Source organism: Streptomyces sp. NPDC003016, assembly GCF_053591455.1.
The window spans coordinates 50,339-69,772 of the sequence record NZ_JBSFTV010000023.1 but is presented as its reverse complement, the minus strand read 5'-3'; the positions used below and the strand labels follow the sequence as shown (position 1 = coordinate 69,772).

The window sequence follows — 19,434 nt, the reverse complement described above, 5'->3', positions numbered from 1 at the left end:
GTGGTGGCCAGAATCGCGCGTCCTAGTACGACTTGGGGAGACCCAGGGACTGGTGGGAGACGAAGTTGAGGATCATTTCGCGGCTGACGGGCGCGATACGGGCCACCCGGGCGGCGGTGATGAGCGACGCGAGGCCGTACTCGCGGGTGAGCCCGTTGCCGCCCAGGGTGTGGACGGCCTGGTCGACGGCTTTCACGCAGGCTTCCGCGGCGGCGTACTTCGCCATGTTGGCGGCCTCGCCCGCGCCGAGGTCGTCGCCCTCGTCGTAGAGGCGGGCGGCCTTCTGCGTCATCAGGCGGGCCAGTTCGAGTTCGATGTGGACCTGGGCGAGGGGGTGGGCGATGGCCTGGTGGGAGCCGATGGGGGCCTTCCAGACGGTGCGTTCCCTGGCGTACTCGACGGCCCGGCCCAGCGCGTAGCGGCCCATGCCCAGGGCGAAGGCGGCGGTCATGACGCGTTCGGGGTTGAGGCCGGCGAAGAGCTGGAGGAGGCCGGCGTCCTCGTCGCCGACGAGGGCTTCGGCGGGCAGGCGCACGTCGTCGAGGACCAGCTCGAACTGTTTCTCCGGTGCCTGGAGTTCCATGTCGATCTGCGAGCGCCGGAAGCCCGGGGTGTCGCGGGGGACGATGAACAGGCACGGTTTGAGGCGGCCCGTCCTCGCGTCCTCCGTCCGGCCGACGATCAGGGTGGCGTCGGCGATGTCGACGCCGGAGACGAAGACCTTGCGTCCGGTGAGCAGCCAGTCTCCCCCACCGTCGCGGCGGGCCGTGGTGGTGATCCGGTGGGAGTTCGATCCGGCGTCGGGTTCGGTGATGCCGAAGGCCATGGTGAGGCTGCCGTCGGCGAGACCGGGCAGCCAGGCGGCCTTCTGCCGGTCCGTGCCGAAGCGGGCGATGACGGTGCCGCAGATGGCGGGCGAGACGATCATCATGAGGAGCGGGCAGCCGGCGGCGCCCAGCTCCTCCAGGACGATGGACAGTTCCGCCGTGCCGCCGCCCCCTCCGCCGTACTCCTCGGGGAGGTTCACGCCGAGGTAGCCGAGCTTGGCGGCCTCCGCCCAGAGCGCGTCGGGGTGCGCTCCTTCGCGCACGACGGTGGTGGCGTAGGTGCGTCCGTAACGCTTCCCGAGAGCGGCGACGGCCGCTCGGAGCGCCTGGTGTTCTTCGGTCTCCGCGACGGCGGGGCTGGGGCTCATGGCTGCTGTTCCTCCTGGGGCTCTTCGGCGGCCTCTTCGGCCTGTACGACGGCGAGCAGGGCGCCGACCTCGACCTGGTGGCCGGGGGCGGCGTGGAGCGCGGTGAGCGTGCCGGAGACGGGAGCACAGACGCGGTGCTCCATCTTCATGGCCTCCAGCCAGAGCAGGGGCTGTCCGGCGGTGACGCGGGCGCCCTCCGTGAGTCCTTCGGCGACGCGGACGACGGTGCCGGGCATGGGTGCGAGCAGGGAGCCCGGTGCGGTGCGGGTGGCGGGGTCGGGGAAGCGGGGCAGGGCGGTGAGGGTGTGGGAGCCGCCGGTGGACGTGTCGACGTACACCCGGCCGCCGGGGTGCGCGGCGATGCGGAAGTGCCGCAGTACGCCGTCGGTTTCGAGGGTCACGTGATCGGCGCGTACGTCGTGTGCGCGAACGTCCGGGAAGCCTTCCGCGGTGAAGCCGTCGCGGGCGGCCCGGTAGCGGATCTCGTGGTCCTCTCCGCCGGGCTCGGTCCGGTAGGTCTTCACCTGGGCCTGGGAGGGCACGTTGCGCCAGCCGCCGAGGCGGGCGGCCGGTGTTCCCGCCGCCTGCCGGGCGGCGGCGTCGGCGAGGGCCGCGGCGAGCGCGGCGAGCGCCCCTTGCGAGGGGTCCGGGGACGCCTTCGTCAGCTCGCCCAGGTGTCGGTCGTAGAACCCGGTGTCGAGCCGGCCGGCCGCGAAGTCCGGGTGGCGCAGCGAGCGTACGAGCAGCTCCCTGTTGGTCACCGGACCGTGGACGCGGGCCCGCTCCAGGGCGTGGGCGAGCCTGCGCACCGCTTCGGCGCGGGTCGGCGCGTGGGCGATCACCTTGGCCAGCAACGGGTCGTAGTGCACCCCGACGAGGTCCCCGGCCGCGTACCCGCTGTCGAGCCGCAGTCCGGGCGCCTCGGTGACGCTCAGGGCGTGCAGGGGGCCCGCCTGCGGCTGCCAGTCCCGGGAAGGGTCCTCCGCGTAGAGGCGGGCCTCCACGGCGTGCCCCGAGGGGAGCGGCGGTCCGGGCGGCAGGGCCTCGCCCTCGGCGACGCGCAGCTGGAGCGCCACCAGGTCGATGCCGAACACCGCTTCCGTCACCGGGTGCTCGACCTGGAGGCGGGTGTTCATCTCCAGGAAGTACGGGCGGCCCTCGGCGGAGACCAGGAACTCGACGGTTCCCGCGCCCCGGTAGTCCACCGCCCGCGCCGCCGCCACGGCGGCGTCGTACAGGGTGGCGCGCAGGGCGTCGTCCAGGCCGGGCGCGGGGGCCTCCTCCACGACCTTCTGGTGGCGGCGCTGGAGGGAGCAGTCGCGGGTGCCGAGCGTCCACACCGTGCCGTGCGCGTCGGCCATCACCTGGACCTCGACGTGGCGGCCGCGTGCGACGTACGGCTCGGCGAAGACCTCGCCGTCGCCGAAGGCCGCGTGCGCTTCCGCGGTGGCCGCTGTGAGCTCTCCCGGGAGCGCCGCCAGGTCGCGTACGACGCGCATGCCTCTGCCGCCGCCGCCCGCCGCCGCCTTGAGGAGCAGCGGGAGGTCCGCTTCGGTGGCCCGGTCGGGGGCGACGGGGGCCAGGAGGGGGACGCCGGAAGCGGCCATGAGTTCCTTGGCGCGCGTCTTGGAGGCCATGGCGTCGATCGCTCCGGGGGGCGGTCCGATCCACACCAGGCCGGCGTCCAGTACGGCGCGGGCGAACCCGGCGTTCTCGGAGAGGAAGCCGTACCCGGGATGCACCGCGTCCGCTCCGGCGGCCAGGGCCGCCTTCACGAGGAGATCACCGCGCAGGTACGTGTCGCAAGGGGCCGTTCCCGGGAGGCGTACCGCAGCGTCCGCGGAACGCGCATGGAGCGCTCCCGTGTCCGCGTCGGAGTGCACGGCGACCGTGGTGATGCCGAGCCGCGCGCACGTACGGAAGATCCGGCAGGCGATCTCGCCCCGGTTGGCGACGAGGACGGAAGAAATCATCGGGAAGCCCCTCACATCCGGAAGACGCCGAAGCCGCCGCGCGCGCCTTCGACCGGTGCCGTGTGGATCGCGGACAGGCACAGGCCGAGCACGGTCCTGGTGTCGCGCGGGTCGATGACCCCGTCGTCGTACAGCCGCCCCGACAGGAACATCGGCAGGGACTCCGCCTCGATCTGCTGCTCGACCACGGCGCGCAGGCCGGCGTCGGCCTCGTTGTCGTACGGCTGCCCCTTCGCTGCGGCGGACGCGCGCGCGACGATCGACAGGACGCCGGCGAGCTGCTGCGGGCCCATGACGGCGGACTTGGCGCTGGGCCAGGCGAAGAGGAAGCGGGGGTCGTAGGCGCGGCCGCACATGCCGTAGTGGCCCGCGCCGTAGGAGGCGCCCATCAGCACCGACAGGTGCGGCACCCGCGAGTTCGACACCGCGTTGATCATCATCGCGCCGTGTTTGATGATGCCGCCCTGTTCGTACTCCCTGCCGACCATGTAGCCGGTGGTGTTGTGCAGGAAGAGGAGCGGGATGTCGCGCTGGTTCGCCAGCTGGATGAACTGGGCGGCCTTCTGGGACTCCGCGCTGAACAGCACGCCCTGCGCGTTGGCCAGCACCCCCACCGGGTAGCCGTGCAGCCCGGCCCACCCCGTCACCAGGCTCGGCCCGTACAGCGGCTTGAACGCGTCGAAGTCCGAGCCGTCGACGATCCGGGCGATGACCTCGTGGGGGTCGAAGGGGGTCTTCAGATCGCCGGGAACGATGCCGAGCAGCTCCTGTGGGTCGTACTTCGGCGGCTCGGCGGGGCCCGGACCGGGGTGCGCCTTGCGCCAGTTGAGGCGGGCGACCACGCGGCGTGCCTGGCGCAGCGCGTCGTGCTCGTCCAGGGCGAAGTGGTCGGCGAGGCCGGAGGTGCGGGCGTGCATGTCGGCGCCGCCCAGGGATTCGTCGTCCGACTCCTCGCCCGTGGCCATCTTGACCAGGGGCGGACCGCCGAGGAAGACCTTCGACCGGTCTTTGATCATGACGGTGTGGTCGGACATGCCGGGGATGTACGCCCCGCCGGCGGTGGAGTTGCCGAACACGACCGCGACGGTCGGGATGCCGGCCGCCGAGAGCCGGGTGAGGTCGCGGAAGAGCGCGCCGCCGGGGATGAAGATCTCCTTCTGCGAGGGGAGGTCCGCGCCGCCGGACTCGACGAGGCTGACGCAGGGGAGGCGGTTCGCGTACGCGATCTCGTTCGCCCGCAGGGCCTTCTTGAGGGTCCAGGGGTTGGAGGCGCCGCCGCGGACCGTCGGGTCGGTGGCGGTGATCACGCATTCGACGCCTTCGACGACGCCGATCCCGGTGACCATGGACGCGCCTACGGCATAGTCGCTGCCCCAGGCGGCGAGCGGTGACAGTTCCAGGAACGGGGTGTCGGGGTCGAGGAGCAGCTCGATGCGTTCGCGGGCGAGCAGTTTGCCGCGCTCGTGGTGGCGGGTGACGTACTTCTCGCCGCCGCCGGCGAGCGCCTTGGCGTGCTCGGTGTCGAGGGCGGCCAGCCTGGCGAGCATGGTCGCGCGGTGGGCGGCGTACTCGGGGGACCGGGGGTCCAGTGCGGAGGGGAGCACGGTCACGGGGTCACCGCCGCGGGGTGTCGCACCGTCGGGCGGGAAGGCCGTTGCGCCGCAGGAGTCGTCACAGGGGGCGCCGCAGGGGGCGCCGCAGGAGTGGTCACAGGGGGCGTCACAGGAGTACCTCCGGGATGTCGGTGTGCCGGGAGCGGAGCCACTCGCCCAGTGCCTTCGCCTGGGGGTCGAAGCGGGCCCGGGACGCGACGCCCTCGCCCAGGAGGCCCTCGACCACGAAGTTCAGCGCGCGCAGGTTCGGCAGGACGTGCCGCGTCACGGGAAGGTCCGCCGTCTCCGGAAGCAGCTCCCGGAAGCGGTCCACCGTCAGCGCGTGCGCCAGCCACCGCCACGCGTCCTCCGAGCGCGCCCACACGCCGACGTTCGCGTCCCCGCCCTTGTCCCCGCTGCGGGCGCCCGCGACGAGTCCGAGCGGCGCCCTGCGCGTCGGCGTCGGCCCCGCCCACGGCGTGGGCGGGGGAACGGCCGCGTCGGCCGAGTCGGCCGTCTCAAGCGCCTCAAGCGCCCTCGTACGTACGGGGTGCGGCACCCTCACCCGTTCTCCGTCCGGCAGCACCGCCACGTGGTCGACGTCCTCCGGGGCGATGTACACCGCCTCGAAGACTCCGTACGGAGCGCCCTTCCCGGGGGGCGCCGTCACGTGGAAGCCCGGGTAGCTGCCGAGCGCGAGCTCGATCGCCGCTCCGCTGACCGCGCGGCCGACGTTCGCCGGATCCGGGTCCCGTACGGTCAGCCGCAGCAGCGCGCTCGCGCACTCCTGGGTGTCCGCGTCCGGCCGGTCCGTACGCACCAGCTCCCAGCGGACCTCCGCCGGCCGTCGCCCGGCCGCCGGCAGCGCGTCCTCCACCTGGTCCCGTACGAGCGCGGCCTTCGCCTCGACGTCCAGGCCGGTCAGTACGAACACGACCTCGTTGCGCCACCCGCCGACGCGGGTCAGCCCCGCCTTGAGGGTGGGCGGCGGGGCCTCTCCGCGTACGTCCGAGATCCGCACCCGGTCGGGCCCGTCCGGTGCGAGGCGCACGGTGTCGAGGCGTGCCGTGACGTCGGGACCGGCGTACCGGGGCGCGCCCGTTTCGTACAGCAGCTGCGCGGTGACCGTTCCCGTGTCGACGTGACCGCCCGTTCCCCGGTGCTTCGTGACGACCGAGGAACCGTCGGAACGGATCTCCGCGAGCGGGAACCCGGGACGCCTCGCGCGGTGTTCCGGGGAACGGTCGGCGAAGAACGCGTAGTTGCCGCCCGTCGCCTGCGTCCCGCACTCCAGCACATGCCCGGCCACCACCGCCCCCGCGAGGCGGTCGTACTCCTCGGGCCCCCAGCCGAACCACCACGCGGCCGGCCCGGTGACGAGCGCAGCGTCCGTGACGCGTCCCGTCACCACCACGTCCGCGCCCGCCCGCAGGCACTGCGCGATGCCACCGCCGCCCAGGTAGGCGTTGGCGGTCAGGGCACCTTCGGGCAGCGGCAGGCCGTCGCCCTCCACATGCGCGACCCGCACCGGCACACCGGTGCGGCCGGCGAGTTCCCGTACGGCGCCGGCGAGGCCTCCCGGGTTCAGCCCGCCCGCGTTGGTCACGATCCGCACCCCGTGCTCGTGCGCCAGGGCGAGGTTCTCCTCCAGCTGCCGCAGGAAGGTCTTGGCGTATCCGAGCCGGGGGTCCTTAAGCCGGTCGCGTCCGAGGACGAGCATGGTCAGTTCGGCGAGGTAGTCCCCGGTGAGGACGTCGAGCGCGCCGCCGGTGAGCATCTCCCTCATCGCGTCGAAGCGGTCGCCGTAGAAGCCGGAGGCGTTCCCGATCCGCAGCGGCCGCCGTCCCGTCGCGGCGGTCACGCCCCTCCCCCGTCCCGCTTCGGCGCACGCCCCGCGCCTCCCCCGTCCCGCTTCGGCTCACGCCCCGCGCCTCCCCCGTCCCGCTTCGGCGCACGCCCCGCTCCCGCAGGCCCGGCGAACGCCTGCGCGATGTCCAGCCACCGGTCGGCGTCGGCGCCCTCGGCGCGTACGGCGAGATCGCCACGGTGGGCCCGTCGCGTCACCAGGAGGCAGAAGTCGAGCGCCGGGCCGGTGACCCGCTGACGGGCTTCCTCGGGCCCGTACGCCCACAGCCTCGGCCCGTACCCGTCCGGCGCGGTCAGCTCCACCCGGAACTCCTCGGCGGGCGGCGTGAGTCCCCGTACCGCGAAGGCGTAGCCGCGCGCCCGCACCCCGATCCGGGCCACGTGCCGCAACCGCGCGGTCGGCTCCCGGCGTACGCCCGCCGCGTCCGCGATGTCCTGCCCGTGCGCCCAGGTCTCCATCAGCCGCCCGGTCGCCATGGAAGCGGCGCTCATCGGCGGCCCGTACCAGGGGAACTTCGCCCCGTCCGGCGCCGCCCGCAGCGCGCGCCGGAGCCGCTCGCGTCCGTCCCGCCACCGCGCCAGCAGTTCGCCGGCCGGCAGCCCGGCACCCGCCTCGGCGCCCTCGTCGACGAAGCGCTCGGGCGCGGCCTGCGCCTTTCGGGCCTCCGCCGCGAAGCCCCCGGGGTCGGTGACGGACAGCAGCGCCGCCGTGTCCGTCCAGGCCAGGTGCGCGATCTGATGGGCGATGCTCCAGCCCGGTGCGGGCGTGGCGAGCGACCACTGCCGCTCGCTCAGGCCGCCCGCCAACTGGTCGAGTTCGTCCCCTTCGGCACGGAGATCGTCGAGCACGGCTGCCGGATCGGACACGGTGCGCTCCCCTCGGGGTAGGGCGATGTGTCCCGGAGCATGGCAGCGCTTCAGAAAACAAGCAAGCGTGCTTGCATTATTTCTGTGACGGCTTCGCGCGAGGCGACGCGTCGGCCCCGGACCGCTCCCGGGCCCTGTGGCGCGCCTGGCTCCGTACCGCTCCCATGCTCGCCCCGACGACCAGTGCGATCGCCGACGCGTCGGTCACGGAGAGCGCCTGGCGCAGCACCAGGAATCCGGCGACCGCCGCGATGGCCGGTTCCAGGCTCATCAGTACGGCGAAGGTCGCGGCCGGCAGCCGGCGCAGCGCCAGCATCTCCAGCGTGTACGGCAGTACGGACGACATCAGCGCGACCGCCACGCCCAGCGCCACCGTGCGCGGCTCCAGCAGCTCGCCGCCCGCCCCCACGAGCCCGAACGGGAGGCTGAGCAGCGCCGCGGCCGCCATCGCGAGCGCCAGCCCGTCCGCCTGCGGGAACCTGCGCCCGGTCCGCGCGCTGAAGAGGATGTACGCCGCCCAGCAGCCGCCCGCCGCGAGCGCGTAGGCCGCGCCGACCGGATCCAGCCGGTCGAAGCCGCCGCCGCTGAGCAGCGCGACGCCGCCGAGCGCCAGGGCGGCCCACACCACGCTCATGGCGCGGCGGGACGCGAACACGGAGAGCGCGAGCGGACCGAGCACCTCCAGGGTCACGGCCACGCCCAGGGGGATGCGGTCCAGCGCCTGGTAGAAGAGGCCGTTCATGCCGGCCATGGCGAGTCCGAAGGCGGCGACGGTCCACCAGTCGGCGCGCGCGTACCCGCGCACGCGGGGCCGGCACACCACGAGCAGGATCACGGCCGCGACGGCGAGCCGCAGGGCGACGACACCGGCCGCTCCCGTGCTCGGCATGATCGTGACCGCGACGGCGGACCCGAACTGCACCGACAGCCCACCGGCCACCACCATCGCCACAGGCCCGAGCCGGGCGCCGGGGCGTGGCCCGGGGCCGGTGCCCCCACCGGGGGCGGGGCCGGATATCGAAGGAGCGGGAGTGGGGACGGGCACGTGGCCGGGGGCGGCGGAGGGGGGCTGATCCATGTGCTCCACGGTAAGTGGAACAGGACCGCTCACCGCCTACGCTCCTGACCCGGGTCCCGTCTACAGCCCCTCTGCCGACCGGGTCGCCGGTCCCTCCGCCGGTCTTTCCACCAGCTCCTCCGCCCCCACCGCCCCCTCCACCGGCCTCTCCGCGAGTCCTTCGGCCAGTACCTCCGCCAGGTGCCTCGCCCGGCGGCCCGCCAGCTGTTCCAGCTGGGTGCGGCAGGAGAAGCCGTCCGCCAGGAGCTCCGTTCCCTGTGCGGCCTCGCGCACCGACGGGAGCAGCTGTTCCTCCGCGCAGGCCACCGACACGTCGTAGTGGCCGCGCTCGAAGCCGAAGTTCCCGGCGAGGCCGCAGCAGCCGCCGCTGAGGGGCCCTGTGAGGCCGGCCCGCTCGCGCAGTCGCTGTTCTGCCGCGTCGCCCAGTACGGCGTGCTGGTGGCAGTGCGTCTGGCCGGCGACCGGGCGGTCGATCACGGGTGGCCGCCAGTGCGGGGCGTACTCCTCCAGTGCCTGCGCGAAGGTGCGTACCGAGGAGGCGAGCGCGGCCGCTCTCGGGTCGTCCGGGAGGAGCTCGGGGAGGTCCGCCTTGAGCGCGGCCGCACAGCTCGGTTCCAGGACGACGACGGGCAGCCCGGCGGCGCGTTCCATGCCGTCCAGGGTGCGGCGCATGACCGCGCGGGCCCTGTCGAGCTGTCCGGTCGAGACGTACGTCAGACCGCAGCACAGCTGCCGCGGGGGCACCGTGACCCGCAGACCGGCCGTTTCCAGCACGCGCACGGCGGCCCGTCCGACGTCCGGGGAGAGGTGGTCGGTGAAGGTGTCGGGCCACAGCACGACCGTCCTGGCGCCGGACGCACGGGACGGCTGCCGCCCGGCCCGGTTCCGGGCCCGCCACCAGCTCCTGAAGGTGCCGGGCGCGAGGGCGGGCAGGTCGCGTTCCGGTGCGATGCCTCCCAGGCGCTTCACGAGAGCGGCCACCGGACGCACCCGGGAAGCGTGCCGCAGCACACGCGCGAACGGCGCCGCCGCACGCAGCCACACCGGAAGCCACCCCATCGCGTAGTGCGCGGCGGGGCGCACACGGCCCCTGTAGTGGTGGTGCAGGAATTCCGCCTTGTACGTCGCCATGTCGACGCCCACCGGGCAGTCGCTCCGGCACCCCTTGCAGGACAGGCACAGGTCGAGGGCGCCGCGCACCTCCTCCGACCGCCAGCCGTCCGTGACGACCTCCCCTGCGAGCATTTCGTGCAGCAGGCGCGCGCGCCCGCGCGTGGAGTGCTGTTCGTCGCCGGTGGCGCGGAAGGAGGGGCACATGACGCCCGCTCCCGGCGGCGTCTCCGTCCGGCACTTGGCGACGCCCACACAGCGGCGTACGGCGGCGGAGAAGTCCCCGCCGTCGTGGGGGTAGGCGAAGGTGACGTCGACGGGCTCCCTGGGCAGCACCGCGAAGCGCAGGTTCTCGTCCAGCCGCGCGGGGCGGGCGAGCATGCCCGGGTTCATTCCGCCGGCCGGGTCCCACACGTCCTTGAAGCGGCCGAAGAGCGCCACGAGTTCGTTCCCGTACATCTTCGGGAGCAGTTCGGCGCGTGCCTGCCCGTCGCCGTGTTCACCGGAGAGCGAGCCACCGTGCGCGACGACGAGTTCCGCCTGTTCCTCGGAGAACGCGCGGAAGCGCCGTACGCCGCTCCCGCTCAGCAGGTCGAAGTCGATACGGACGTGGACGCAGCCGTCGCCGAAGTGGCCGTAGGGCGTGCCGCGCAGGCCGTGTTCGGCGAGCAGGGACCTGAAGTCGCGCAGGTACGCGCCGAGCCGTGCGGGCGGTACGGCGCAGTCCTCCCAGCCGGGCCATGCCTCGCTCCCGTCGGGCATCCGCGTCGCCGTACCGCCGGCGTCCTCGCGGACGCGCCACAGGGCGCGCTGCTGCGCCGGTCCCGTGACGACCTCTGCGTCGAGCGCCTGGGCGGCCTTCAGCAGCTGTCGCGCACGGGAGAGCGCCTCGGCCGGCGTGTCCCCGCCCGTCTCCACGAACAGCCACGCACAGCCGCGCGGCAGCAGGGCCCGCTCCCGTTCGGGCACCAGGTCCTCGGCCATGCCCTCCACGGTGAGCGGGCCGTACGGAAGGAGCGCGGGCGCTGCCTCGGCGGCGGCGCTCTCATCGGCGTACCCGAGAACGGCGAGTGCCCGTGCGCGGGGTGCGTCCACCAGGCGTACGGTCGCCTTGCTCATCACTGCGAGCGTTCCCTCGCTTCCGCAGAACGCCCGCGCGACGTTCACGCCGTTCTCGGGAAGCAGCGCGTCCAGTGCGTATCCGGAGATACGCCGCGGCAGTTCGGGGAACCCGGTGCGCAGGAGCGCGAGACTGCCGTTCACCAGTGCGCGCAGTCCTTCGGGTGCGTCGCTGCGCCGGCCCCGGCCGAGGCGCAGCTCCTCTCCGCCGCCGTAACGGACGACCGAGAGGTCGTAGATGTTGTCGGCCGTCGTTCCCCACGCCACCGAGTGCGAGCCGCACGAGTTGTTCCCGATCATGCCGCCGAGCGTGCAGCGGCTGTGCGTGGAGGGGTCCGGCCCGAACGTCAGCCCGTACACCCCCGCGGCGGCCCGCAGATCGTCGAGGACGACGCCCGGCTGGACCACGACCGTACGGGTCTCGGGATCCAGTTCCGTGATGGCGCGCATGTGCCGGGTGAAGTCGAGGACGATGCCCGTGCCGGTCGCCTGTCCCGCGATCGACGTGCCGCCGCCGCGCGGCACGACGGGCACCCCGTACGTCCGGCAGACGGCGAGCGCGGCGGCCACGTCCTCCGTGTCGCGCGGGGCGACGACGCCGAGCGGCACGCGCCGGTAGTTGGAGGCGTCCATCGTCATCAGAGCGCGCGCCGCCGCGTCGAAGGCCACCTCACCGCGGACGGCCCCGCGCAGCTCGCGCGCCAGCGCCGCCGTGTCGGACCTGCGCCACGCGTTCCTCTGTTCGGACATGCACCCAAGAATGCCCCCGCGCCCCCTGCCCGAACCGGCCGTTCCCGCGTCGAAGCCACACCGTTCCCGCACCCCGGCCGCACCCCGGCCCCACCTCTCCCCCGCCCCCTCCGCATCCCTCCCGCATCCCTCCCGCGCCCCGCCCGCACCCCTCCCACGCCCCGCCCGTGCGCCCGCCTCCGCCGTCTCACCCGCCGGAGCCCACGTCTCACCGGCCGGACACGCGTCCCCAGCACCCCCACGGACCGGCTACGCTCCGGCTCGTGGCTGAGATCCAGATTCCCGCTGACATGAAGCCCGCCGACGGCCGTTTCGGCGCGGGCCCCTCCAAGGTGCGTACGGAGGCGCTGGACGCCCTGGCCGCCACCGGCACGTCCCTCCTCGGTACGTCCCACCGCCAGGCCCCGGTCAAGAACCTGGTCGGCTCGGTGCGCGACGGCGTACGCGACCTCTTCCAGCTCCCCGAGGGCTACGAGGTGATCCTCGGCAACGGCGGCTCCACCGCCTTCTGGGACATCGCGACCCACGGCCTGATCGAGCAGAAGTCCCAGCACCTGAACTTCGGCGAGTTCTCGTCGAAGTTCGCGAAGGCCGCCAAGCTGGCGCCCTGGCTGGACGACCCGACCGTGATCGCCTCCGACCCCGGTACGCACCCGGACCCGCGGGCCGAGGCGGGCGTCGACGTCTACGCCTTCACCCACAACGAGACCTCGACCGGTGTCGCGGCCCCGGTCAAGCGCGTCGAGGGCGCCGACGCCGGCTCCCTCGTCCTGGTCGACGCCACCTCCGGCGCCGGCGGCCTGCCGGTCGACATCGCCGAGACCGACGTCTACTACTTCGCCCCGCAGAAGTCCTTCGCCTCCGACGGCGGCCTGTGGATCGCGGTCTTCTCCCCCGCCGCCCTGGAGCGCGCCGCGCGCGTCCACGCGTCCGGCCGCCACATCCCGGAGTTCTTCAGCCTGCCCACGGCGATCGACAACTCCCTCAAGAACCAGACGTACAACACCCCGGCCCTCGCGACCCTCTTCCTGCTGGACAACCAGCTGGAGTGGATCAACACGCAGGGCGGACTCGACTGGTCGACCCGCCGCACCGCGGCCTCCGCGGCCAACCTGTACGGCTGGGCCGAGGAGTCCAAGTACGCGACGCCGTTCGTCACCGACGCGGCCAAGCGCTCGCAGGTCATCGGCACGATCGACTTCTCCGACGAGATCGACGCCACGGCCGTCGCCAAGGCGCTGCGCGCCAACGGCATCGTGGACACGGAGCCGTACCGCAAGCTGGGCCGCAACCAGCTGCGCGTGGCGATGTTCCCGGCGATCGACCCGGCCGACGTCCAGGCCCTGACGGCCTGCGTCGACTACGTGATCGAGAAGCTGTAAGCAGGTACACGAGGTACGAGTACGAGCGAGGGGCCCCGGCGCAGCTGCTGCGCCGGGGCCCCTTCGCGTTCACTCGGCCGGGTGGACGATCACCTACAGGGCACGCACCGGCACACCGCCCTACGATGATGCTCTCGACACCAGCCATCCAGGAGGCCCGCAATGTCTGCAGCCGCAGTCGAGCACCCCTGTGACGACGACGAGCCGCCGACCCTGCTCGAAGAGGCCAACATCCTCATGGACCGGCTCCCCGGCTACCGCGTCGAGATCCTCGGAGGCACGATCACTGTGGCCCCACCGCCGGATGCCCCCCATGCGAGCGTGCTGACCAGACTCATGCGCCCCTTCCTGGAAGTCGGTCTCGGCGACGGTGAGACCGAGATCCTCCAAGGCGTGGGTCTGTGGCTGCCGTCGGGCGGCGAGGACTACGCCATCCCTGACCTTGCCCTCGTGGATGCCGACATCGACGGCCGTCTCGTCGAGAACAACTGCTATGACCCCGCAGTTTTCCGGCTCGTACTGGAAGTGACCTCCAGTAACCACCGGAACGATCTCCGGAACAAGGTGGCCGTATACGGCGAAGCCAAAATCCCCGTCTACGTCATCGTCGACCGCAAACACGGCCGCGTCCATGTCCTCACCGAACCGGTGGCCGGCGGTTACGACAACCACCAGGTCTACGCACCGGGCCAGCAGGCCACTCTCCCCGCCTCCATCGGTGCCGAGGTCACGCTCGACGTCGCGGCGCTCGTGAAAACCGGGCAGCGCAAGGCCCGAGAGGCCCGCCCCCTCACCGACTGAGCCCCTGGAAGCGCCGCACCGCCAGCGGCAGGAACACCGCCGTGATCACCAGCGGCCAGACCACCGCCATCAGCACCGCGTTCTCCTCGATCCACGTACCGCCGCTCACCGGCTGCCCGAACAGCTCACGGGTCGCCGTGACCGTCGACGAGACAGGGTTCCAGGCGGCGACCGGGCCCAGCCAGCCCGGCATCAGGGACGGTGCCACGAAGATGCTGGAGATCATCGTCAGCGGGAAGGCCACCGCGTACAGTCCCCCCGCCGCCTCCGCGTCGGGGACGAGCAGCCCCAGCCACACCCCCACCCAGATCAGGCTGAAGCGCAGCAACAGGAGCAGCCCGAAGGCACCCACCGCCGCGAGCGCGCCGCCCTCGGCCTCCCAGCCGATGAGCAGCGCGGTCCCCGCCAGGATCGTCAACTCGGCGCAGGCGACCAGCAGATCGGACAGCCCCCGCCCCGACGCCACCGCGGACGGCGCCATCGGCATGGAGCGAAAACGGTCGACGACGCCCTTCGTGGAGTCGGTGACCACGGCCACCGTGGTGTTCATGAACCCGAAGGCCATGGTCGAGGCGAACATTCCGGGCATCAAGAACTCCCGGTAGTCCCCGCCGCCGGGTACCGCCATCGCCTCGCCGAAGACGAACCCGTACAGCAGCACAGAGACGATCGGGAAGCCGAGCTGCCAGACGATGGCGACGGGCTGGCGCCGGTAGTGGGTGAGAGTGCGCCGGGTGACGTTCCAGCAGTCGGCCAGCGCCCAGTACAGCCGTCGCTCGGGTCCCGTCAGGCACACATCCGCCGTACTCATGCCGCGGCCTCCAGTTCCGTACGGTGTCCGGTCAGGCGCAGGAACACGTCGTCCAGGCTCGGCCGGCGCAGTCCGATGTCCTCCACCACGATCCCCTCGTCCCGTAACGTCCGTGCCACTTCTGTCAGCGCCGCCACCCGGTCGCCCACCTGCGCGTGCACCCGCAGCGCCGCGCCGTCCGTCTCCGGCCCGGTCTCCGAGACCCGGGCGATCACCTTCGCGGCCACCGCGAGGTCCGCCGCCCGTGCGACGACGACTTCGATACGGTCGCCGCCGACCCGGTTCTTCAGCCCGTCCGGGGTGTCGTCGGCGATGGCCCGCCCCCGGTCGATGACGGTGATGCGCGAGGCGAGCCTGTCGGCCTCGTCCAGGTACTGGGTCGTCAGCAGTACGGTCGTACCGCGGGCCACCAAAGCGCGTACGGCATCCCACACTTCGCCCCGCCCGCGCGGATCGAGCCCGGTCGTCGGCTCGTCGAGGAAGAGCACCTGCGGGGCGAGGATCATCGACGCGGCGAGATCGAGCCGGCGCCGCATCCCACCGCTGTAGGTGGCCACCCCTCTGTCTCCGGCCTCCACCAGGTCGAACTGCTCCAGGAGTTCACCGGCCCGCGCCCTCGCGCGCTTCCCGCCCAGATGGAAGAGGCGGCCGAACATCTCCAGGTTCTGCCGCCCGGTCAGCACCTGGTCGACCGCCGCGTACTGGCCGGCGAGGCCGATCCGGCGGCGTACGAGCCGGGGTTCACGGGCCACGTCCACGCCCCCGACCTCCGCCCGGCCGCCGTCGAACCTGAGCAGCGTGGCCAGGACGCGCACGGCGGTCGTCTTGCCCGCGCCGTTGGGGCCGAGCAGGCCGTGGACGGTGCCGGCGCGGACGGCGAGGTCGAAGCCGTCGAGGGCGGACTTCCCGGCGTACCTCTTCTGGATTCCTTCCGCCCGCACGGCGCAATCGGTGGCACTCACCAAGGGCTCCCTTCCCGTTCACGACACAACTGGGTACGGCGTACCCGAATGAGAGTACACCGTACCCAGTTTTCGTCCAGGAGATTTAAGGTGGCCCCATGAAGAAGACGAGCGGTACGGGCGACACGAGCGGTACAGGCGCTACGAGCGGCAGTGGCGACATCGGCCGCAGCCTCGAACTCCTCTGGGGTACGGGCGACCGCCCCAGCCGCGGCCCCAAGCCCGGCCTCACGCTCGACCGCATCGTCGCCACCGCCGTCGGGATCGCGGACGCCGAGGGCATGGACGCCGTGTCGATGCGCCGCCTCTCCGCCGAACTCGGCACCGGCACCATGTCGCTGTACCGCTACGTGCCCGGCAAGGCCGAACTGCTCGATCTGATGCTGGACCGCGTGCAGGGTGAGCCGCTCGACGCCGTCGACACCCGTGAACCGGTGGACTGGCGGGCCGCCGTCGAGTCCATGGCCCGCACCCACCTCGGCCTCCTGCGGCGCCACCCGTGGCTGCTCAAGATCAACCAGGCGCGCACCGTCCTCGGCCCCAGCGCGGTGCGCGGCCTGGAAGTGTCCCTGGCCGGCCTCAAGGGCATGGGCCTACGCGACGCCGAACTGATCTCGGCGATCATCACTGTCCAGAGCTTCGTCGTCGGCATCGCCCGCATGGAGGCAGAGTCCGACGAGGCGGCCAAGGAGACGGGGCTGAGTCACGAGGACTTCTGGGAGGGCCAGCGGCCGTACCTCGAAAGGGCCATGGCGAGCGGCGAGTTCCCACTGATGGCCGCACTCTCCGAGGACGCCTTCTCCACCGGCTTCGACCACTTCGAATTCGGCCTGCGCCGGCTGATCGACGGCTTCGAGACCCTGGTGGCGGAGCGCGCCGAGGAGTGACCCCCGGCGCCGCCCAGCCACCCGCCCGCCCGGCCACCCGGCCGCCCTCAGAACCTCGCGTGCGCCGTGATGTCCGCGCCGAACTGGTCGATCATCTCGGGCGTCACCGTCGGCCTGCACTGCGCGATCGCCGCCAGGTAGTCCTCGGTGCTCGCGCCCAGCGCGCGCGGGTCGCCCGTACCGGCCCCGATCTCCTCCAGGTCCCGCTCGAACGCGGCCTGGGCGGCGATGCGGGCCGCGTGCTCGATGTCCGCCGGGGTGAACAGTTCGCTGGCCGCGACCAGCACCGCCACGTCCACGTCGGCCCGGCCGTCCGTGTACCGGGCCCAGATCGCCGCCCGCGCCGCCGTGTCCGGCGTACCGATGGGGATCAGGTAGTCGAACCTGCCGGGGCGCAGGAACGCAGGGTCGAGCGACCGGACGGAGTTGGTGGCGCACACCAGCAGGCGCTCGTCGCCCTCCCGGAAGCCCGGTATGAGCTTGAGCAGCTCGTTGGTCACTCCGTGCATCCCGCCCGGCTGGGCGGGTTCGGTCCGTACCGGAGCGATCTCCTCCACCTCGTCGATGAAGACCAGCACCCGCTCCAGTTCCGCGATACGGGCGAACGCGTCGCGCAGGGCCGCCGCGAGATTGCCCTCGTCGGCCAGCCGCGACGGCAGCAGCTCGACGAACGGCCAGCCCAGCTTGGAGGCGATGCCTCTCGCGAACGTCGTTTTGCCGGTCCCGGGAGGCCCGAAAAGAGCGATCGCCCGCGGCGGCCGGACCCCGTGCCGGGCGGCGCGCTCCGGCTGCGCGAGCGGCAGTACGACGCGCCGCTCGATCAGGTCCTTCTCCGCCTCCATGCCGGCCACCTTCGCCCAGAGGTCACCGGGCAGGAACCGCCCGCCCAGGTCCTCCAGGAGATTGGCCGCGGGGCCGTGCAGCGGCTCGACCTTCTCGAAGTACGCCACGGCCGGCTGGCGCGTGTAACCCGCGTTGAGCAGCCCTTCGCCGAGCAGGTCCTCCTCGGGCAGTACATACGCGATACGCCCCACCCGCGCCGCGACGAGCCGCCGCTCCAGCTCCACCAGAAGGGCGCTGGCCAGTCCCCGCCCGCGCCAGGCCGAGGAGATCGCGATGCGCATCACCCAGGCGCGCTCCCCGGCCACGCAGGCGAGCGCCGCGCCGATGGGGACGCCCTGGTGCACGGCGACGACGGCGGGCTGCCGCGAGGTGAGCGCACCGATGCACTCGGCGAGCGAGAAGACCGACTCCTGCCCGAGTTCGGCCGTGGTGTCGATCAGGTGGACCACTGCCGCGAGATCGCTCTCGCGGTAGTCATGGATCAGCCAGTTCACCGGTACCGCCCCTCGTAGGTGCTGGTGTTGTTCCGGTGAGGCTAGGGGCGACGGTGCGGCGGGTCCTGCGCCGCTGTGCACAATCCCCGGCGGGAAACCCGACGTTCCGTCCGTAGCCAGGGCGGCCGGTGAACGAGTGGGGGAACGGGCGAATGGGCCGTCGGTCCGTTCCCGGGAACGGACCGACGGCCCCCCGCCCGCGTGCGCGGAACGGAAGGCCATCGACTCGTGAGGGGGGTGATCGCTCAGGGTGCTGATCACTCAGGGTGCTGATCGCGTACGGCGCTCAGCACGCAGGGCGCTGATGACGCCGAGGGCCGGCTCGACTAGTCGGGCGGGTACTGCCCCTGGCCGCCCATCGCGCCCTCCTGCTGGCTCTGCTCCTGCAGCCGCCGGGCCTTCTCCTGCAGCTTCTGACGCTCCTGCGGGTCGGTCGCACGCTCCGCCGCCTGCTTCAGCTGCTCGGCCTTGTCTCGCATCTGCTGTACGCGGCCACGGGATTCGCCTGCAACGCTCATCGTCACTCCTTGACGCTAGGAAGAGCGGGTCCCCTCCAGCGAAGCAGCAACCCGTCACCCCCGCACGCCGAACCGTCACCCTCCGTTACGCCACCCCCTGGGATCGTCGCCTCTGGGGCCGCCGCCCCCGTCTAGGGCCGCCGCCCCCGCCGCTTCAGCCCGAGGAACGCGGCCACCACGCCCCCGAGCACGACGAGCCCCAGAGTGACCTCGCCGTCACCCTCACCGCCGTCGCCGCTCCCCTCACCGCCACCACTCGAACCCCCTTCCCCGGAAGGGGACTTGGCCCCAGCCCTCTGCCCTCCCCCGCCGCCTTCCCGGCCCTTCACCCCCACCCGCTCGACTTCGCTCCCGACGCCCTCGGAGCCGAACATCATGGCCGTACCGTCGGCGGTGTACGTCACCGACTCGGCCTGCCTCTGGAACGGCGCGCCCACTCCCCGGTCGGCCCCCAGCCGCCCCCCGCCCCCCGCCCCGCCCCCGGCCTTCCACTCGTACGCACGCGCGCTGAGGTAGGAGCGCAGCACCAGCTCCTTCCCGTCCGGCGAGAACGCCCCGTCCGTCACCCACGGCACCTCGCCCACCCGCCGGAAGACGTTCGTACCGCCGGCCGACAGCCGGGCGGGCCCTTCGTAGAGCCCGCCGCCGTCCTCGTTCTTGCTGGCGATGTAGACCCGGCCGGTCCTGGGATGCACCATCAGGGCCTCGGCGTCGCGCGCCCCGTCGGCGTACTCCACCGTGAACTGCGTCGCCTCGACCGTCGCGTCGCCGAGCTTCCCGGGCTCGGGGAAGCGGTAGATCCAGACGTGGTCCCAGGTCCCGCCCAGATTGTCGCCGATGTCGCCGACGTATATGTTCCCGTCGGCTCCGATCGAGATCGCTTCGACGTCGCGCGGCGCACCGACCCCGCGCAGGGTGAGGGTCGCGACCGTCTCTCCGCTCCTGGAGTCCACGGCATAGACGAACGCCCCGTCGTCGCTGTCGTTGTGCGTCCAGTAGACGCCGGGGTGGATGCGGCTGGCGGCCAGGCCGCTGGACTCGGTGATCCGCGGGTCCTTGATCGTGAAGCCGTCGTCGGCGGCGACGGCGGTGCCGGCCGCGCCCAACAGGAGGGCGGCAACAGCGACAACGGGAGCGGCGGCGTACGAGAGCGAGCGCATGGCCCAAGTGTTCATCATCACGTCGC

Annotated in this window: 15 protein-coding genes; 3 read left to right on the top strand and 12 right to left on the bottom strand. The window is 72.8% G+C overall.

The window, feature by feature from the left end; translation table 11 throughout:
- Positions 1–22 precede the first annotated feature (22 nt).
- From ACWDZ4_RS21055 to ACWDZ4_RS21025, 7 genes are all read right to left on the bottom strand, one after another.
- The gene (locus ACWDZ4_RS21055) at positions 23–1,195 is read right to left on the bottom strand and encodes an acyl-CoA dehydrogenase family protein (RefSeq protein WP_451509933.1); all 1,173 of its coding nucleotides are present in this window, start codon (positions 1,193–1,195) and stop codon (positions 23–25) included.
- Entirely contained in the window at positions 1,192–3,168 is a 1,977-nt protein-coding gene (locus ACWDZ4_RS21050) for an acetyl/propionyl/methylcrotonyl-CoA carboxylase subunit alpha (RefSeq protein ID WP_451509932.1), read from the bottom strand. Before ACWDZ4_RS21050 ends, ACWDZ4_RS21055 begins: the two co-directional genes overlap by 4 nt.
- Positions 3,169–3,179: 11 nt before the next feature.
- Positions 3,180–4,778, bottom strand: a complete 1,599-nt coding sequence (locus ACWDZ4_RS21045) for an acyl-CoA carboxylase subunit beta (RefSeq protein ID WP_451509931.1) — start codon at positions 4,776–4,778, stop codon at positions 3,180–3,182.
- A gap of 109 nt (positions 4,779–4,887) precedes the next feature.
- A complete protein-coding gene (locus ACWDZ4_RS21040; RefSeq protein ID WP_451509978.1) occupies positions 4,888–6,546 on the bottom strand; it encodes an acyclic terpene utilization AtuA family protein in 1,659 nt (552 codons plus the stop codon).
- Between the two features lie 71 nt (positions 6,547–6,617).
- A complete protein-coding gene (locus ACWDZ4_RS21035) occupies positions 6,618–7,493 on the bottom strand; it encodes a TIGR03084 family metal-binding protein (RefSeq protein WP_451509930.1) in 876 nt (291 codons plus the stop codon).
- 76 nt (positions 7,494–7,569) lie between these two features.
- Positions 7,570–8,571 carry an EamA family transporter gene (locus ACWDZ4_RS21030; protein WP_451509929.1) on the bottom strand — a complete coding sequence of 334 codons (1,002 nt, stop codon included), beginning with the start codon at positions 8,569–8,571 and terminating at the stop codon, positions 7,570–7,572.
- Between the two features lie 60 nt (positions 8,572–8,631).
- Positions 8,632–11,550, bottom strand: a complete 2,919-nt coding sequence (locus ACWDZ4_RS21025) for an FAD-linked oxidase C-terminal domain-containing protein (RefSeq protein WP_451509928.1) — start codon at positions 11,548–11,550, stop codon at positions 8,632–8,634.
- A gap of 263 nt (positions 11,551–11,813) precedes the next feature.
- Here ACWDZ4_RS21025 and serC point away from each other — a divergent pair, with 263 nt between their 5' ends.
- Positions 11,814–12,932, top strand: a complete 1,119-nt coding sequence (serC, locus tag ACWDZ4_RS21020; protein WP_451509927.1) for a phosphoserine transaminase — start codon at positions 11,814–11,816, stop codon at positions 12,930–12,932.
- 162 nt (positions 12,933–13,094) lie between these two features.
- Positions 13,095–13,733, top strand: a complete 639-nt coding sequence (locus tag ACWDZ4_RS21015; protein WP_451509926.1) for a Uma2 family endonuclease — start codon at positions 13,095–13,097, stop codon at positions 13,731–13,733.
- Here the strand turns inward: ACWDZ4_RS21015 and ACWDZ4_RS21010 are convergent.
- Positions 13,723–14,544, bottom strand: coding sequence for an ABC transporter permease (locus ACWDZ4_RS21010; protein WP_451509925.1), 822 nt, complete (start codon positions 14,542–14,544; stop codon positions 13,723–13,725). The two genes, ACWDZ4_RS21015 and ACWDZ4_RS21010, sit on opposite strands and share 11 nt — an antisense overlap.
- Complete coding sequence (locus ACWDZ4_RS21005; RefSeq protein ID WP_451509924.1) at positions 14,541–15,506, bottom strand: ATP-binding cassette domain-containing protein; 966 nt, start codon at positions 15,504–15,506, stop codon at positions 14,541–14,543. The genes ACWDZ4_RS21010 and ACWDZ4_RS21005 overlap by 4 nt, the downstream gene beginning before the upstream one ends.
- 98 nt (positions 15,507–15,604) lie before the next feature.
- Here ACWDZ4_RS21005 and ACWDZ4_RS21000 point away from each other — a divergent pair, with 98 nt between their 5' ends.
- Positions 15,605–16,393, top strand: a complete 789-nt coding sequence (locus tag ACWDZ4_RS21000; RefSeq protein ID WP_451509923.1) for a TetR/AcrR family transcriptional regulator — start codon at positions 15,605–15,607, stop codon at positions 16,391–16,393.
- Positions 16,394–16,440: 47 nt separating this feature from the next.
- Here ACWDZ4_RS21000 and ACWDZ4_RS20995 read toward each other — a convergent pair whose 3' ends face one another.
- The 3 genes from ACWDZ4_RS20995 to ACWDZ4_RS20985 form a co-directional block, all read right to left on the bottom strand.
- Positions 16,441–17,730 carry an ATP-binding protein gene (locus ACWDZ4_RS20995; RefSeq protein WP_451509922.1) on the bottom strand — a complete coding sequence of 430 codons (1,290 nt, stop codon included), beginning with the start codon at positions 17,728–17,730 and terminating at the stop codon, positions 16,441–16,443.
- Positions 17,731–18,056: 326 nt separating this feature from the next.
- Positions 18,057–18,248 carry a DUF6381 family protein gene (locus tag ACWDZ4_RS20990; protein ID WP_450258595.1) on the bottom strand — a complete coding sequence of 64 codons (192 nt, stop codon included), beginning with the start codon at positions 18,246–18,248 and terminating at the stop codon, positions 18,057–18,059.
- Between the two features lie 131 nt (positions 18,249–18,379).
- Positions 18,380–19,408, bottom strand: coding sequence for a WD40 repeat domain-containing protein (locus ACWDZ4_RS20985; protein WP_451509921.1), 1,029 nt, complete (start codon positions 19,406–19,408; stop codon positions 18,380–18,382).
- Between the last annotated feature and the right edge of the window lie 26 nt (positions 19,409–19,434).